Origin of the sequence: Streptomyces hundungensis, from assembly GCF_003627815.1 — a bacterium.
In the GTDB taxonomy this organism is placed as follows: Bacteria; Actinomycetota; Actinomycetes; order Streptomycetales; family Streptomycetaceae; genus Streptomyces; species Streptomyces hundungensis_A.
Genome location: NZ_CP032698.1, coordinates 3,831,582 through 3,847,449, shown reverse-complemented (window position 1 = coordinate 3,847,449; position 15,868 = coordinate 3,831,582). Strand labels below are relative to the sequence as shown.

Here is a 15,868-nt window from a genome sequence, read left to right as displayed (position 1 = left end):
CCTTAAGGCATTGGGGGAGTTTGAGGACGAGCGCCCTTTAGGCGCGAACGGGGTCTGGGGCAGAGCCCCGGGGGCCGAACCCTTCCACCCGCTGCACGGGCGGGTGGGTGGGCAAACGCACCGGGGTCTGGGGCGGAGCCCCAGGGACCCGGGTTGGCCAACCCCCGTCACGGGCGGGTGGGTGGGCGAGGTGCCTGGGGTCTGGGGCGGAGCCCCAGGGGCCGAACCCTTCAGCCCGCTGCACGGGCGGGTGGGTGGGCGGAGCCCCAGGGGGCGGGAAAACGGGCCGCCGCCTATACGTACCGCTCCAGGATGGACGACTCCGCCAACCGCGAGAGCCCCTCCCGCACGCTCCGCGCCCGCGCCTCCCCCACCCCGTCGACCGTCTGGAGGTCGTCCACCGAAGCGGCCAGCAGCTTCTGCAACCCCCCGAAGTGCTCGACGAGCCGCTCGATGATCGCCCCCGGCAGCCGCGGCACCTTCGCGAGGAGCCGGTAACCCCGCGGGGAGACCGCCGAGTCCAGCGTCTCGGGCGAGCCGCTGTAGCCCAACGCCCTTGCCACTATGGGCAGTTCGAGCAGTTCCGCATGCGTGAGGTCGTTGAGTTCACGCAGCGCCTCGTCCACGGTGCGGGACCGCTTCGCGGTGGGCTCGGGCACGTAGTCCCGTACGACCAGCTCCCGCTCGGGCTCGACCCCGGCGATCAGCTCGTCGAGCTGGAGGGAGAGCAGCCGCCCGTCCGTACCCAACTCCACCACGTACTCGGCGATTTCCGTCGCGATGCGCCGCACCATCTCCAGGCGCTGGGCGACCGCCGTGACGTCCCGTACCGTCACCAGGTCCTCGATCTCCAGGGCGGAGAGCGTGCCCGCGACCTCGTCGAGGCGGAGCTTGTAGCGCTCAAGCGTCGCGAGGGCCTGGTTGGCGCGGGACAGGATCGCCGCCGACTCCTCCAGGACCCGGCGCTCGCCGTTCACGTACAGCGCGATCAGGCGCATGGACTGGCTGACCGACACCACCGGGTAGTTGCACTGCTTGGAGACGCGGTCCGCCGTGCGGTGGCGGGTGCCGGTCTCGTCGGTGGGGATGCCCGCGTCGGGCACCAGCTGCACACCGGCCCGGTGGATCTTGGTGATGTCCTTGTCGAGGACGAGCGCGCCGTCGAGCTTGCACAGCTCGCGCAGGCGCGTCGCCGCGAACTCGACGTCCAGGACGAAGCCGCCCGTGCACATCGAGTCGACGGTCTTGTCGAGGCCCAGCACGATCAGACCGCCGGTGTTGCCGCGCAGGATGCGCTCCAGGCCGTCGCGGAGCGCGGTGCCGGGCGCGACGGCGCTCAGCGCGGCCCGCATCAGTGCTTCGTTACCGGAGCCTGTGCCGGACTTTCCGGGTGCTGATGCCCGGTCGTTGGCTGCCACTGCACTCCTCCGGTGTTGCTCATACGGCGCGTACTGCTCGCACGGTGCTTGCGTACCGCTCGTACGGACGGGCGAGACCAGGGCAAAGTCTACCGGCGCGGCTACTCCTCCCGTGGGGCCTGTGCACGACGGCCGCGCGGCAGCACCCGCAGCGCGTCCCCCATGTCGGCGACTTCCGTGACCTTCATACCGGCCGGGACCTTGCCGGGGTCGGTCGGCACCAGGGCGTGTGTGAAGCCGAGGCGGTGCGCCTCGGCCAGCCGGCGCTGGACTCCGGTGACCCTTCTGACCTCGCCCGCGAGGCCCACCTCGCCGATCGCGACGAGGTTCTTGGGCAGCGGAGTGTCGCTGGCCGCCGAGGCGAGCGCCAGGGCGATCGCGAGGTCGGCCGCGGGCTCGGAGAGCTTCACCCCGCCCACCGTCGCGCTGTAGATGTCGCGCTTGCCGAGCGCGGTGATGCGGCCCCGCTGTTCAAGGACCGCGAGCATCATCGAGACGCGGGAGGTCTCCAGGCCCGAGGTGGTGCGGCGCGGGGAGGGGATCTGTGAGTCGACGGTGAGGGCCTGCACCTCGGCGACGAGGGGGCGGCGGCCCTCCAGGGTGACGGTGAGACAGGTGCCCGGCACCGCCACGTCGCGCCGGGTGAGGAAGAGGCCGCTGGGGTCGGCGAGTCCGGTGATGCCCTCGTCGTGCAGCTCGAAGCAGCCCACCTCGTCGGTGGCCCCGTAACGGTTCTTGACGCCGCGTACGAGACGCAGCCGCGCGTGCCGGTCGCCCTCGAAGGAGAGCACCACGTCGACCAGGTGCTCCAGGAGGCGGGGGCCCGCGATCGCGCCGTCCTTGGTGACGTGGCCGACCAGGAGCGTGGACATTCCGCGCTCCTTGGAGGCCCGGATCAGCGCGCCCGCGACCTCGCGGACCTGGGCCATGCCGCCGGGAGCGCCGTCGATCTCGGGCGAGGCGACGGTCTGCACGGAGTCCAGGACGAGCAGCGAGGGCTTCACCGCGTCGAGGTGGCCGAGCACCGCCGACAGGTCCGTCTCGGCGGCGAGGTAGAGGTGGTCGTTGAGCGCCTTGATGCGGTCGGCGCGCATCCTGACCTGGCTCGCCGACTCCTCACCCGTGATGTAGAGCGTGCGGTGGTCGTCGCTGGCCGCCTTGGCCGCCACGTCCAGGAGCAGCGTGGACTTGCCGACGCCGGGCTCGCCCGCGAGCAGCACGACCGCGCCCGGCACGAGACCGCCGCCGAGGACGCGGTCGAGCTCGCTGACGCCGGTGGTGCGGGCGGTCGCCTGGCGGCCGTCCACCTCGCCGATGGGCAGCGCGGCCGTGGAGACCCGGCCCGCCGCCGTGGTGCGCACCGCGGGCGCGCCGTACTCCTCGACCGTCCCCCAGGCCTGGCACTCGGGGCAGCGGCCGAGCCACTTGGCGGTGGTCCAGCCGCATTCGGTGCAGCGGTAGGACGGCCGGTCCTTCGCGGATTTCGTACGGGCAGCCATGGCGTCACCGTATAGGGGCCCACTGACAATCCCGCCCGGGCGGCCGATCGGGGCCGGGAGTGGCACCGGGTCGGGACCCCGGGCGGGACCCCGGGCGGGCCCGGCGCGGGGCTCGGGTTTCCGCGCCCCGCCGTTCGGGTGGACGTGGTCCACCCCGCGTCGCCCCGATCGTTCGCGTCCGTTTGCACAGTGCGTGATGGGTCTGCCATGGAATGCCATGGAATTCCCGATTCCTGTCCCCTTTTGAGGGATACGTTCACCCGTAAGGATTAAATGTGCTCAACCGGTACGAAGAAGCCCCGATGCTGCCCCTACGGTCGCACGCGTGACAAGCAGCAGACTGGATCAACCAGCGCACAACACCGGCGCACACCGGGCGCAGCGCCGTGCGCCCCGCACGTTGGCCCAGCGCCCGCCCGCCCGGTACGAGGCGTACCTGGACGGCCTGTTCACCTACTGCCTGTCCGTCCTGTGCGACCACGACGAGGCGACCGCGGCCCTCGGCGACATACTCGCCGTCTCCGAGCGCCAGTACGCCCGCTGTCCCGCGGCCGAGGCCGAACGCAGGGCGTGGCTGTACGCGCTCGCCCGCTGGGCCTGTCTGCGCAAGCTGGCCGAGCGCAGACGCGACCGGCAGGGCGCCCACACCGGACGTGCCCCCGAGGCGGCCCCCGCCGTGGAGGTCTCCGAGGACGAGCGCGAGCGGCGCCGCCGCGAACTGGCCCTGCTCGCCTGGCCCGAGGCGGCCGGCACCACCCCCGAACAGCGCGAGGCGCTCGAACTCGCGGTCCGGCACCAACTCGGCGCCCGCGAGGTCGCCTCGGTGCTCGGCATGAACTACCCGGCCGCGCGTGAACTGCTCGCCGCGGGCGCCTGCGAGGTCGAGCGGACCCGCGCCGCGCTCGCCGTCGTCGAGATGGGCGGCTGCCCCACGGTGGCCCAACTGACCGGCGACCACCAGGTGTTGCTCTCCGCGGCGCTCCGCCGCGAACTGGTCCGGCACGTCGACGACTGCCCCCGCTGCCGCCGCGCCGCCGAAAGCGCGGGCGCGGCCGGACCCTGGCCCGGCTCGACGGTCACCCCGGCCGCGCTGCCGCTGGCGAAGGCGCCGCGGGCCGCCGCGCAGGCCGCGATGATGCATGTGCCGCGTACCCGCGGTGGCGCTCCGCGCTTCGACCGCACGGGCTTCCCGATGGACCCCAAGGACCGGGCCGCCCGGCGCGATCGGCTGCGGGCCAGGGCGGTGACCACCACCGTCGTCGCGACCGTCGTCGCGGCCCCCGTCTTCGCGCTGTGGGCCGCCTACCGCAGCGCCCCCGCCACCGGTGAGCCGCAGGCCGGCGCCGCCAAGGTCACCGCGAGCGAGGCCGACGGCCCCGGCGGGCGGCCGTACGACCGCTACGAGAACGCCGGCAACGCCCGCGCCCAGCCCGACACCCGCTTCACCTCCGGCAGCCGCGCCCCCGACGTGTCGGTCGAGGTCATCAGCCCCACCACCGCCCCGGCGGGCCCCGGCCGGCTCGCGGTCGCGGCGAGTTCCGCTGGCGACACGACCGTGCTGACCCTCACCTCGACCGGCGGCGCCCCCGTCGACTGGTCGCTGCGCAGCCGCGCCCGCTGGCTCACCATCAGCCAGAGCGCGGGCCGGCTCGCGCCCGGGCAGAGCGTCACCGTGTACATCCGGGTCGATCACGCCGAGGAGCCGCACCGCGCCTGGTCGGTACGGGTGGATGTGGAGCCGTCGGGCGCGGCGGTACGGATCAGCGGCGACGGCACACCCGTCGCGCCCCCGTCCTCGCCCGACCCCGGCGGCTCGGGCCACCCCGGCCCGCCCGGATCGAGCGCGACGCCGACCACCGGGCCGACGCAGACGCCGGGCAGCCCGACGCCCACGCCCTCGCCCAGCTCGCCGAGCCAGAGCCCGACCCCGACGGACACCCCTTCGCCCACCGGGACGCCGCCCTCGCCGAGCCAGAGCGGCTGACCACCGCCGGTCAACTCACCGGCCCAGTAAGGGAGTTACCGCGCCGGGTCCGCCGGATGCGGGGCGACGAGCGGCAGCAGCGAGGCGAGCCGCGCCTCGCACTGCTCGACCAGGACGGCGTACGCCTCCTCGCCCATCAGCTCGGTCAGCTCCGGCCGGTACGTCACATACACCGGCTCGCCCGCGCCGTGGGCGGAGGTCGCCGAGGTGCACCACCAGTGCAGGTCGTGGCCGCCCGGACCCCAGCCGCGGCGGTCGTACTCGCCGATCGAGATCTGGAGCACCTTGGTGTCGTCGGGCCGCTCGATCCAGTCGTACGTCCGGCGCACCGGCAGCTGCCAGCAGACGTCCGGCTTGGTCTCCAGCGGCTCCTTGCCCTCCTTGAGGGCGAGGATGTGCAGCGAGCAGCCCATGCCGCCGGGGAAGCCCGGCCGGTTCTGGAAGATGCACGAGCCGTTCCAGCGGCGGGTCTGGCGGTCGCCGTCGTCGTCGGTCTGGATCCAGCCCGTCTCCGTGCCGACGTCGTGGAACTGCCACAGCTCCGGGGTGAGCCGCGCCACGTGCCCGGCCACCCGCTTCTCGTCGTCCTCGTCGGAGAAGTGGGCGCCGAGCGTGCAGCAGCCGTCGTCGGCCCGGCCCGCCTCGATGCCCTGGCAGCCGCTGCCGAAGATGCAGGTCCACCGCGAGGTGAGCCAGGTCAGGTCGCAGCGGAAGACCTGCTCGTCGTCGGCGGGGTCGGGGAACTCGACCCAGGCCCGCGGGAAGTCGATCCCCTGCTCGTCCTGGACCACGGGGGCGGCGTTCTTCAGGGCCTTGGCTTTGCCCGGCTTCGCCTTTTTCGTCTTTGGCACACCTCCAGCGTATGTCCGAGGCCGCCTCCGGACGCGCAGTAGCGTTCGGTCCATGAGACTCGGAGTCCTCGATGTGGGGTCGAACACGGTTCATCTGCTGGTGGTGGACGCGCACGCCGGTGCCGCGCCGCTGCCCGCGCACTCGCACAAGGCCGAACTGCGGCTCGCCGAACTCCTCGACGAGGACGGCGCGATCGGCGCGGAGGGCATCGACCGGCTGGTCGCCACCATCAGCGAGGCACTGCTCTCCGCCGAGGACAAGGGCGTCCAGGAACTGCTCCCCTTCGCGACCTCGGCGGTGCGCGAGGCCAGCAACGTCGACCAGGTCACCGCCCGGGTCCGCGACGAGACCGGCGTCGATCTGAGCGTGCTCTCCGGCGAGGAGGAGGCCCGCCTCACCTTCCTCGCGGCCCGCCGCTGGTACGGCTGGTCGGCCGGGAAGCTGCTCCTGCTCGACATCGGCGGGGGCTCCCTCGAAGTGGCGTACGGCATCGACGAGGAGCCGGACGCGGCGGTCTCGCTGCCGCTGGGTGCAGGGCGGCTGACCGCCGGATGGCTGCCGGGCGACCCCCCGGACCCGGCCGACGTACGGGCCCTGCGCCGCCATGTGCGGGCCCAAATCGCGGGCACCGTAGGGGAGTTCGCGCGTTCGGGGCGGCCGGACCACGTGGTCGCCACGTCCAAGACGTTCAAGCAGCTCGCCCGGATAGCGGGGGCCGCGAGGTCGAGCGAGGGCGCCTATGTGCAGCGCACGCTGAGTCGTACGTCACTGGAGGAGTGGGTGCCCAAGCTCGCCGCGATGACGACCGAGCAGCGCACCACCCTGCCCGGCGTCTCACCGGGCCGGGCGCCGCAACTGCTCGCCGGTGCGCTCGTCGCGGAAGGCGCGATGGACCTGTTCGCCGTCGACGAACTGGAGGTCTGCCCCTGGGCCCTGCGCGAGGGCGTGATCCTGCGCCACCTCGACCACCTGCCGGCGGTGTGACACCGAACACGGCGCCGCGTGTGGGGTGCGCGTCGTCGTGCGTGGTCGTGTCGCGCGCGTCCCCGAACGTGGCGGCCCGGGTAACCCGTTGCCGGCGGGTGTGACGTTCGTCGGTCTCCCGGGACCGCCTCCCCGCCCGGCGGTGACGGCCCGTACCCTGTCTGCGTGGCAGAACCAGTGGTGCGCATCCCGGATGCGAAGGTCGCCCTGTCCACGGCCTCGGTCTACCCGGAGTCGACGGCGACGGCCTTCGAGATCGCCGCGCGCCTGGGCTACGACGGCGTCGAGGTCATGGTCTGGACCGACCCCGTCAGCCAGGACATCGAAGCCCTGCGGCGGCTCTCCGACCATCACCAGGTACCGATCCTGGCCGTCCACGCGCCCTGTCTGCTGATCACCCAGCGGGTCTGGTCCACCGATCCCTGGGTGAAGCTCCAGCGGGCACGGGCGGCGGCGGAGAAGCTCGGCGCGTCGGCGGTGGTGGTCCATCCCCCCTTCCGCTGGCAGCGCCAGTACTCCCGCGACTTCGTGAGCGGAATCTGGCGGATGGCGGACGAGACGGATGTCAGATTCGCCGTCGAGAACATGTACCCGTGGCGCTACCGGGACCGCGAGATGCTGGCGTACGCACCCGACTGGGACGTGACGAAGGACGACTACCGTCACTTCACCGTCGACCTGTCGCACGCCGCGACCTCCCGTACGGACGCGATGGCCATGGTCGACCGGATGGGCGACCGGCTGGCCCACGTCCACCTCGCGGACGGGCGCGGCTCGGCCAAGGACGAGCACCTGGTGCCCGGCCGGGGCACGCAGCCGTGCGCGGAGCTCCTGGAGCGCCTCGCCCTGACGGGCTTCGACGGCCATGTCGTCATCGAGGTCAACACCCGCCGGGCCATGTCCGCCGCCGAACGCGAGGCCGACCTCGCGGAGGCGCTCGCCTTCACCCGCCTCCACCTGGCGTCCGCGCCGGCCCGCCGCGCATGACGGAGGCGGCGGGCGGTACGGGTCCGGGCTCGGGTCCGGATTCGGGCTCGGCTCCGGGTCCGGGCCCGGGTCCCGATTCGGCTCCGGGTACGGGTCCCGATTCGGGTGCCGGGCCTGCCGCTCCCCGCCGGCGCGGGCGTCCGCCGCGGGCCGTCGCGGAGGCGGGCCCCGGCACCCGCGAACGCATCCTGTCCGCGGCGCGTACGGAGTTCTCCGGGCGGGGGTACGACAAGACGTCGATGCGGGGCATCGCCAAGACGGCGGGGGTGGACGCGTCGCTGGTCCACCACTACTTCGGCACGAAGGAGGCGGTGTTCGCGGCGGCCATCGAGGTCGACTTCGAGCCCGCGCTCACCGCGGACGCGATCCTCGGCGACTCCCTGGACGGCGTCGGCGAACGCCTCGCCCGCCACTTCCTGGGCATCTGGGAGAACCCGGTGACCCGCACCCCCCTGATCGCGGTGATCCGCTCGGCCCTCACCCACGAGGCGGCGGCGAAGGTACTGCGCGGCGTGGTCCTGCGGCGCCTCCTGGAGCGGGTCGCGGCCGACCTCGCCGTGCCGGACCCCCGCTTTCGGGCGGAGCTGGCGGCGTCGCAGATGATGGGGATCGTGATCATGCGGTACGTGTTGGAGGTCGAGCCACTGGCGTCCGTTCCGGCGGAACGCATCGTGGCGGAGGTGGGGCCGACGCTCCAGCGCTACCTGACGGAATAACCCCCTGGGGGTTTGCCCACCCACCCGCCCGTGCACCCGGGTTGGTAGGTTCCGCCCCCCTGGGGCTCCGCCCCAGACCCCGGGCGTTTTCCCACCCACCCGCCCGTGCAGCGGGTTGGATGGTTCCGGGCCTCCTGGGGCTCCGCCCCAGACCCCGTTCGCGCCTGAACGGCGCTCGTCCTCAATCGCCGGACGGGCTGTAGGTGCCCCCGCACCGAGCACTTAAGGGGCGCGAGGAACTGCGCGACCAGCCACGCACGGTCCGCAGACGTGAGCGGGTTTAGGGGCGCGGGGAACTGCGCGACCAGCCACGCACGGCCCGCAGACGAAAACGGGTTTTGGGGGAGAAGCGAGCACGGTCCGCACATGACCGGGGGTTTTGGGGGCGCGAGGAACTGCGCGAGAAGCGACCGCAGCCCGCAGTCGAGTCACTTCCCCCGGAGGGTTTGGGGAAGGGGCGGGGAGGGGCCAAGGCACCCCCGACCCGGAGGGTCACATGGCGAACCCCGAGTCCCGCCATTCGGACACGCTGTCCAGATCCTGGAGACCCGGCGTAGGCTCACACCAGAGCACCCGCATACCTAGGAGACGAGCGACGATGCCCGAGCTGAGGTCCCGCACAGTCACCCACGGCCGCAACATGGCGGGCGCCCGCGCCCTGATGCGGGCCTCCGGTGTAGCGAGCGAGGACATCGGCAAGCCGATCATCGCCGTGGCGAACAGCTTCACCGAGTTCGTGCCGGGCCACACCCACCTCGCCCCGGTGGGAAGGATCGTCAGCGAGGCGATCCTGGCGGCCGGCGCCGTCCCCCGCGAGTTCAACACCATCGCCGTGGACGACGGCATCGCGATGGGCCACGGCGGCATGTTGTACAGCCTGCCCTCCCGCGACCTCATCGCGGACAGCGTGGAGTACATGGTCGAGGCGCACTGCGCGGACGCCCTGATCTGCATCTCCAACTGCGACAAGATCACCCCCGGCATGCTGATGGCGGCCCTGCGCCTCAACATCCCCACGGTGTTCGTCTCCGGCGGCCCGATGGAGTCCGGCAAGGCGACCCTGGTCGACGGCACGGTCCGTACGCTCGACCTCGTCGACGCGATCTCGGACGCCGTCAACGACAAGATCTCCGACGCGGACATCCTCCGCATCGAGGAGAACGCCTGCCCCACCTGCGGCTCCTGTTCCGGAATGTTCACGGCCAACTCGATGAACTGTCTGACCGAGGCGATCGGCCTGAGCCTCCCCGGCAACGGCTCGGTCCTCGCGACCCACACCGCCCGCCGCGCGCTCTACGAGAACGCGGCCCGCACGGTCGTCGAGATCACCAAGCGGCACTACGAGGACGACGACCACTCCGTCCTGCCGCGCTCCATCGCGACCCGCGCCGCGTTCGAGAACGCCATGGCGCTCGACATCGCGATGGGCGGCTCCACCAACACGATCCTGCACCTGCTGGCCGCCGCCCAGGAGGCCGAACTGGACTACGGCCTCAGCGACATGGACGCCGTCAGCCGCCGCGTGCCGTGCCTGGCCAAGGTCGCCCCGAACGTCGCCAAGGACCGTACGTACTACATGGAGGACGTGCACCGCGCCGGCGGCATCCCCGCGATCCTCGGCGAGCTGTACCGCGCGGGCCTGCTGAACGAGGACGTCCACACCGTCCACTCCCGCTCCATCAAGGAGTGGCTGGACGCCTGGGACGTGCGTGGCGGCTCCCCGTCCCCCGAGGCCGTCGAGCTGTGGCACGCGGCCCCCGGCTGCGTCCGCTCGGCGACCGCGTTCTCGCAGTCCGAGCGCTGGGACACCCTGGACACCGACGCCGCCGAGGGCTGCATCCGGGACGCGGCGCACGCGTACAGCAAGGACGGCGGCCTCGCCGTTCTGCGCGGCAACCTCGCCGAGGACGGCTGTGTCGTGAAGACGGCCGGCGTCGACGAGTCGATCTGGACCTTCGAGGGCCCGGTCGTCGTCTGCGAGTCGCAGGAGGACGCCGTCGACAAGATCCTGCGCAAGGAGATCACGCACGGCGACGTCGTCGTGATCCGCTACGAGGGCCCCAAGGGTGGCCCCGGCATGCAGGAGATGCTGTACCCGACGTCGTTCCTCAAGGGCCGCGGCCTCGGCAAGACGTGCGCGCTGATCACCGACGGCCGCTTCTCCGGTGGCACCTCGGGCCTGTCCATCGGCCACGCCTCGCCCGAGGCGGCGTCCGGCGGCACCATCGCGCTGGTCGAGGACGGCGACCGCATCCGCATCGACATCCCCAACCGCTCGATCGAACTCCTGGTCCCGGAGGCCGAGTTGGCCTCCCGTCGCGAGGCCCTGGGCGGGGTGTACGCCCCGAAGAACCGCGAGCGCAAGGTGTCCGCCGCGCTGCGCGCCTACGCGGCCATGGCCACCAGCGCGGACCGCGGCGCGGTGCGGGACGTGTCGAAGCTGGGCTGAGGGCGCCGGGCCGCCTTCGCCTGACGGAGCGTCACCAACTCGCGATATCGGCCGGGTTGACCGCGAACACCGACCCGTCGGGCGAGGCGGCGTACACCCGCCCCCCGGCCGTGAGCGGCGCTGGAAGGGCGGGTGTGAACGTGTAACGCCCGTCGTGCATACGGGGGTTGGTCTGTCCGGCCAGTACGCCCTTGCCCGCGTCGAAGGCGAGCAGTCTGCCGTCGGCGCCGGTGAGGAACACCTGGCCGCCCGCGGCGACCGGCTGCGAGGCGCGGGCCACCCCCGTGTCGAGCCGCCACTTCTCGGTGCCGTGCGCGGAGTCGACCGCGACCAGTGCGCCGCCCGCCCCGAAGAGGTAGACGGCGTCCCCGTCGATCCCGGCCTGCGCCTGGTCGAGCGGGGCGGAGAGCGTGGTGCGGCGCGTGGTGTGGGTGGCCGTGTCCAGGCGTACGACCGCCGAGGTGAACCCGGCGGCGTCGGTCGCCAGCAGGACCACGGCTCCGGCGTCGGCCGCGACCGGCCGCAGCCGCCCCTCCACCCGGGCTCGCCACCGCACGGAACCGTCGGCAGGATCGACGGCCGACACGGAGGTCGAGCCGCCGTCGGCGGAGGGCGTGACCGCATAGGCCATCGCGCCGCCGCCTCCCTCGGAGGTGACCCACTGGGAGCGCGGCCCGCCCGCCGCCTTGCGCCATCTCTCCTTGCCCGTAAGGGAGTTGAGCGCCGTGACGTGCCCGTCGGCCGTGACGAGCAGCACGGTGGCGCCCACCGGGCGGACCGCCGAGTACGCCGATACGTCGGCGGACCACGTCGGCTGCCCGGTCGCGGGATCGTACGCCCGCAGGGGGCCGCCCGGGGCCCGCGCCAGCACGCGGTCGCCCGCCACGACGGGGGCGTAGTCGTCGGAGAGGAGCTGTCCGCCCGCCCCCGGCACCGACCACATGACCTTCCCGCCGACGGCGTCGAGCCGGGTCAGCGCGATGCCCGGCGCGGAACAGTACAGCGCGCCGCCGCCGGACCCGGCCGAGCAGAAGGCCGTACGGTTTGCGCCGTCCTGCTGGGCCGCAGCCCCCAACCGCGCTTCCCAGGGCCGGAATCTGGGGGAGTCGTGACGTTCCGAGGCCTCGGCCTGGGTCCCGGTGCCGTCGGGCATCGCCCGTACGGCGACCACGGCCGCGCCGACGACGGCGACGAGGGCGAGCGCGGCGATCCCCCAGCGGAGCCGGCGCGGCCGACCGGGGCCGGAGCCCGCGCGCGCGTCGGACCCAGGGGCGGCCCCGGAGCGGGAACCGGACCCGGATGACGACGGCGGGGGCGTCACTGCAACCGGATTGCGGAACCGCTGCGTCGGGATCTGCGCCTCGGAACCGTACGCGGCGGACCGCAGCGCCGACATCAGCTCGTCCGGGGTGGGCCGCTCACCGGGGTCCTTGGCGAGGCAGCCCCGGAGCACCGGCACGAGATCGTCGGGCACCCCGGCCAAGTCCGGCTCGTTGTGGACGACTTGGTAGGCGACGACGTACGGCGACTCGGAGTCGAAGGGCCCGCGCCCGGTCGCGGCGTGCACGAGGACGGCCCCCATGGCGAACACGTCCGCGGCGGGCCCGACCTCGCGGGGCCGCTGGAACTGTTCGGGCGCCATGAAGGGAGGGGTGCCGATCAACTTGCCGGTCTCGGTCCGCAGATCGCTGTCGTACGGACGGGAGATCCCGAAGTCGATGACCTTGGGCCCGTCGGCGGCGAGCAGGACGTTGCTCGGCTTGAGGTCACGGTGCACCACCCCGGCCCGATGGATGTCGCGCAGCGCCTCGGCCAGCCCCGCGCCGAGCCGGCGTACCTCGTCGGCGGGGAGCGGCCCCGTTTGCTTGACGCGTTCGGCGAGGGTGGGCCCGGGGATGTGGAGGGTGGCCATCCAGGGCCGTTCGGCGTCCGGGTCGGCGTCGACGACCGAGGCGGTGAAGGCACCGCTGACCCGTCGGGCCGCCGACACCTCCTGCCGGAACCGCGCCCGGAATTCCGGATCGGCGGCGTGCTGGACGTGCACGACCTTGACGGCGAGCCGCATGCCGGAGGGGGAGGTGGCCAGGTGCACCACCCCCATGCCGCCCGAGCCGATGACGGATTCGAGCCGGTAGCTGCCGACGGATTCCGGATCCTCGGCGCCGGGCGCCCCGAACCCGATCCTGCGCGGCGACGCCATGGCCCACCCCCGTGTGTCCGTTGTACGCGCGCCCTCGACGGAGCCTAGTCGATGGCCCGTACGGGCCCGAGGGGCCTTGCTAGCCTGCGTGTTGCACACAGAGTGAAGCCAATGGGCGAGCGCATGGGCGCGCGCCTGAGCGCGCGTGGGGGATCACATGGGGGAGTACATGGGGGAGATGGGCATGACAGCGGAATCGGCCGAGACGGCCACGGGGGCGTCCGAGACAGCGGCGCCGAAAACGGTAATGGCAGCGCCGGAAACAGCGATGGCGGCGTCCGAAATGGCGATGACGGCGTCGCTCGGGACGCATCGCTATCCGGTGGCCCCGGGCTGCGAACTGAACGTCCGCAGCGGTCCCGGCACCGGATACTCGATCGTGGACGTCCTGCCGCTCGGCGCGAGCGTCCCGGTCAACTGCCAGACGCCGGGCACGACGGTCTCGGGCCCGTACGGCACCTCCAACATCTGGGACAACATCGGCAACGGCCGGTTCGTCGCGGACGCCTACGTCAAGACGGGCAGCGACGGTTACGTCGCACCGCGCTGCGGATAGCGCGGGGAAGCGGCCGGGCCCGGTGATACGGGGATAATCGACCCCATGAGCGAGAACAAGGGCGAGAGCGAGAGCGACGCGGCCGGCCGGGGTGACGGCGGCGGCGCCACGGCGACGCCCGCCGGGCCCCGCCCCGAGCCCATCCGTTTCTTCGGCACGACGTGGGTGGACCACGACCACGGGTACGGCCTGCGCCGGGCCGGCGCCGCGATCGGCTCGCTGGCGGCGGCGGTGGCGGCCTGCTTCGTCCTGCGCTTCGCGTACGAGGGCCTGCGGCTCGCGAACACCGGGACGTTCGTGAACGTGCTGGTGGTCGTGATGTTCGCGATCTGTAGCGCGCTTGCGTTCCGCAAGACGTGGGAGGGCTTCTCGACCCGCCCGTCCGACCCCGACGCGGACCGCTCCCTCCAGGGCCTGAAGGCCATCGGCTTCATCGGCTCCCTGCTGGCGTACTTCTTCCGCACGTTCACGGAGGCCCCCGGGGAGTCCCTGCACCGCACGGAATACGAAACGGCCCGCACCCAGTACGAACGCCGCCGAGGCAACCGCACGGGCAACCCTTCGGGGAAGAAGCGGCCGAAGCGGAGGTAGGCGGGGTCGGGGTCCGGCCCCTGCGGGTGGCGGCCCGGGGTTCGCGCCGCCGGGCATTTGCGCCGCCGCGCCAGGGGCTGCGCCCCAGACCCCTGCGGGGGCTCCGCCCCCTGCACCCCCGTTCGCGCCTGAACGGCGCTCGTCCTCAATTGCCGGACGGGCTGAGGTGCTGGTCAGCACCGAGTGGTTAAGGGGCGCGGGGAACTGCGCGAGACGCGGGCACGGTCCGCAGGCGAAGGCCCTGGGGCTCCGCCCCAGACCCCGTTCGCGCCTTAAGGTGGGCCGCGAGAGCGGGGGGTGGGCGAGCCCCCCATGCAACCCCGCTCCCCATGCACCTGCCCGGCGCTTCGCGCCTCCGCGCCCTCCGCGCCAGGTGGGGCCGCATTGATTGGGAGTGGGCGACACCACCCCCGGCCAATCCGGCCCAGCCCCCATGCATCCCTTGCCGGCCGACGGCGAGAGCAGTGCGAAACCACCCTCCAAGGCGCCGCCCGCACGGCAGACTCGCCCCATGGCCATGGACCAGACCCGAGCCCACTCCTTCAACGCCGCCGCCGCGCAGTACGCGGCCAACCGCCCCTCCTACCCCGAGCTCCTCCTCGACGCCCTGGAGGAGTTGGCCGGGCGCCCCCTGCACGACGCTCGGGTCGCCGACATCGGCGCGGGCACCGGTATCGCCAGCGCCCTGCTGCACGAACGCGGCGCGCGGGTCATCGCGGTGGAGCCCGGTGAGGGCATGGCCGCACAGTTCCGCAGGACCAACCCCGGGATCCCCCTGGTGAGGGGCGACGGCAACCGCCTGCCGCTGGCCACCGCGTCCGCGGATTTCCTCACGTACGCGCAGGCCTGGCACTGGATCGACCCGGCCGTGGCCGGCCCGGAGGCGCGCCGCGTGCTGCGTCCGGGCGGGGCGCTCGCGCTGTGGTGGAACCTGACGGACCACTCGACGCAGTGGCAGTCCGCGCAGGAGGCCCGCCTGCGCGACTTCTTCCGTACGGACCCGACGGAGCGTGCCGCACGGGGCGGCCACTACGGGGCCGAGATCCCCGGTCTCGACTTCACCGAACGCCGCATCCCGCACACCCGCCGAGTCCCCCTCGCCACCCACTTGGCGAACCTGGGCAGCCACTCGGCGTTCCTGGTGCTGGGCGAGGAACGGACGAAGGAGTTCATGGAGAGGGAGCACGACCTACTGAGCGCCGCCTTCCCGGACGGCATGGTGGAGGAGACCTACGTGGTCCACCTGAGCCTGGCCCTCACCTAACAAACACCCCGCTCTGCTCGCGCCCCCTCCAACCACAACCCGGGCCCCTCGCGCGCGACGTCCAACTGCCGTGCAACTTGGGGGCCCGGAGTCCCGGAGTCCCGGAGCCCCGAGGCCCCGAGGCCGGGAGTTCCGGAGTCCCGGAGGCACCCAGTCCCGGAGTCCCGAGGCCCCGAGGCACCCAGTCCCGGAGTCCCGGAGTCCCGGAGTCCCGGACTCCCGAGACCCAAAAAACCCTGAGACGCCGAGCCTCCAACGCCCGAGGCCCGGCGAACCGGCTACTGGCCAGGCTTCCCCCTCGCCCTCCGCCCCATCGCTCATTGCCGGCCAGGGCCAACCTCGCGACCCGGCCGTCGGCCTCGCGACCA

Annotated in this window: 12 protein-coding genes; 8 read left to right on the top strand and 4 right to left on the bottom strand. The window is 73.0% G+C overall.

Annotation, left to right across the window (positions count from 1 at the left end; genetic code table 11):
• Positions 1-293 precede the first annotated feature (293 nt).
• On the bottom strand, positions 294-1,418 hold the full coding sequence (gene disA / locus DWB77_RS17075; protein ID WP_120722082.1) for a DNA integrity scanning diadenylate cyclase DisA: 1,125 nt from the start codon (positions 1,416-1,418) through the stop codon (positions 294-296).
• A 101-nt stretch (positions 1,419-1,519) separates the two neighbouring features.
• Positions 1,520-2,917, bottom strand: a complete 1,398-nt coding sequence (gene radA / locus DWB77_RS17070) for a DNA repair protein RadA (RefSeq protein ID WP_120722081.1) — start codon at positions 2,915-2,917, stop codon at positions 1,520-1,522.
• Between the two features lie 325 nt (positions 2,918-3,242).
• Here radA and DWB77_RS17065 point away from each other — a divergent pair, with 325 nt between their 5' ends.
• A complete protein-coding gene (locus DWB77_RS17065) occupies positions 3,243-4,901 on the top strand; it encodes a BACON domain-containing protein (protein WP_120722080.1) in 1,659 nt (552 codons plus the stop codon).
• Positions 4,902-4,936: 35 nt separating this feature from the next.
• Here the strand turns inward: DWB77_RS17065 and DWB77_RS17060 are convergent, their stop codons facing one another.
• Positions 4,937-5,752, bottom strand: a complete 816-nt coding sequence (locus tag DWB77_RS17060; protein WP_174248564.1) for a hypothetical protein — start codon at positions 5,750-5,752, stop codon at positions 4,937-4,939.
• Between the two features lie 52 nt (positions 5,753-5,804).
• Here DWB77_RS17060 and DWB77_RS17055 point away from each other — a divergent pair, with 52 nt between their 5' ends.
• The 4 genes from DWB77_RS17055 to ilvD all read left to right on the top strand — a co-directional run bounded on the left by DWB77_RS17055 (position 5,805) and on the right by ilvD (position 10,889).
• Positions 5,805-6,737 (top strand): Ppx/GppA phosphatase family protein, encoded by a 933-nt coding sequence (locus DWB77_RS17055; protein ID WP_120722079.1) that lies wholly within the window; start codon positions 5,805-5,807, stop codon positions 6,735-6,737.
• A gap of 165 nt (positions 6,738-6,902) precedes the next feature.
• Positions 6,903-7,724 carry a sugar phosphate isomerase/epimerase family protein gene (locus DWB77_RS17050; protein WP_120722078.1) on the top strand — a complete coding sequence of 274 codons (822 nt, stop codon included), beginning with the start codon at positions 6,903-6,905 and terminating at the stop codon, positions 7,722-7,724.
• Positions 7,721-8,440: a TetR family transcriptional regulator gene (locus DWB77_RS17045; RefSeq protein WP_120722077.1), complete on the top strand. Its 720-nt coding sequence runs from the start codon at positions 7,721-7,723 to the stop codon at positions 8,438-8,440. The genes DWB77_RS17050 and DWB77_RS17045 overlap by 4 nt, the downstream gene beginning before the upstream one ends.
• Positions 8,441-9,038: 598 nt before the next feature.
• Positions 9,039-10,889: a dihydroxy-acid dehydratase gene (gene ilvD, locus DWB77_RS17040; protein WP_120722076.1), complete on the top strand. Its 1,851-nt coding sequence runs from the start codon at positions 9,039-9,041 to the stop codon at positions 10,887-10,889.
• A gap of 31 nt (positions 10,890-10,920) precedes the next feature.
• On the opposite strand, the gene DWB77_RS17035 is transcribed toward ilvD, so the two are convergent.
• The gene (locus DWB77_RS17035; protein WP_120722075.1) at positions 10,921-13,089 is read right to left on the bottom strand and encodes a protein kinase domain-containing protein; all 2,169 of its coding nucleotides are present in this window, start codon (positions 13,087-13,089) and stop codon (positions 10,921-10,923) included.
• 268 nt (positions 13,090-13,357) lie between these two features.
• On the opposite strand from DWB77_RS17035, the gene DWB77_RS17030 reads away from it, so the two are divergent.
• The 3 genes from DWB77_RS17030 to DWB77_RS17020 all read left to right on the top strand — a co-directional run bounded on the left by DWB77_RS17030 (position 13,358) and on the right by DWB77_RS17020 (position 15,500).
• Entirely contained in the window at positions 13,358-13,645 is a 288-nt protein-coding gene (locus DWB77_RS17030; protein ID WP_246033547.1) for a peptidase, read from the top strand.
• A gap of 45 nt (positions 13,646-13,690) precedes the next feature.
• Positions 13,691-14,236: a hypothetical protein gene (locus DWB77_RS17025; protein WP_120722074.1), complete on the top strand. Its 546-nt coding sequence runs from the start codon at positions 13,691-13,693 to the stop codon at positions 14,234-14,236.
• Between the two features lie 511 nt (positions 14,237-14,747).
• On the top strand, positions 14,748-15,500 hold the full coding sequence (locus DWB77_RS17020; RefSeq protein WP_120722073.1) for a class I SAM-dependent methyltransferase: 753 nt from the start codon (positions 14,748-14,750) through the stop codon (positions 15,498-15,500).
• Positions 15,501-15,868: the final 368 nt, after the last annotated feature.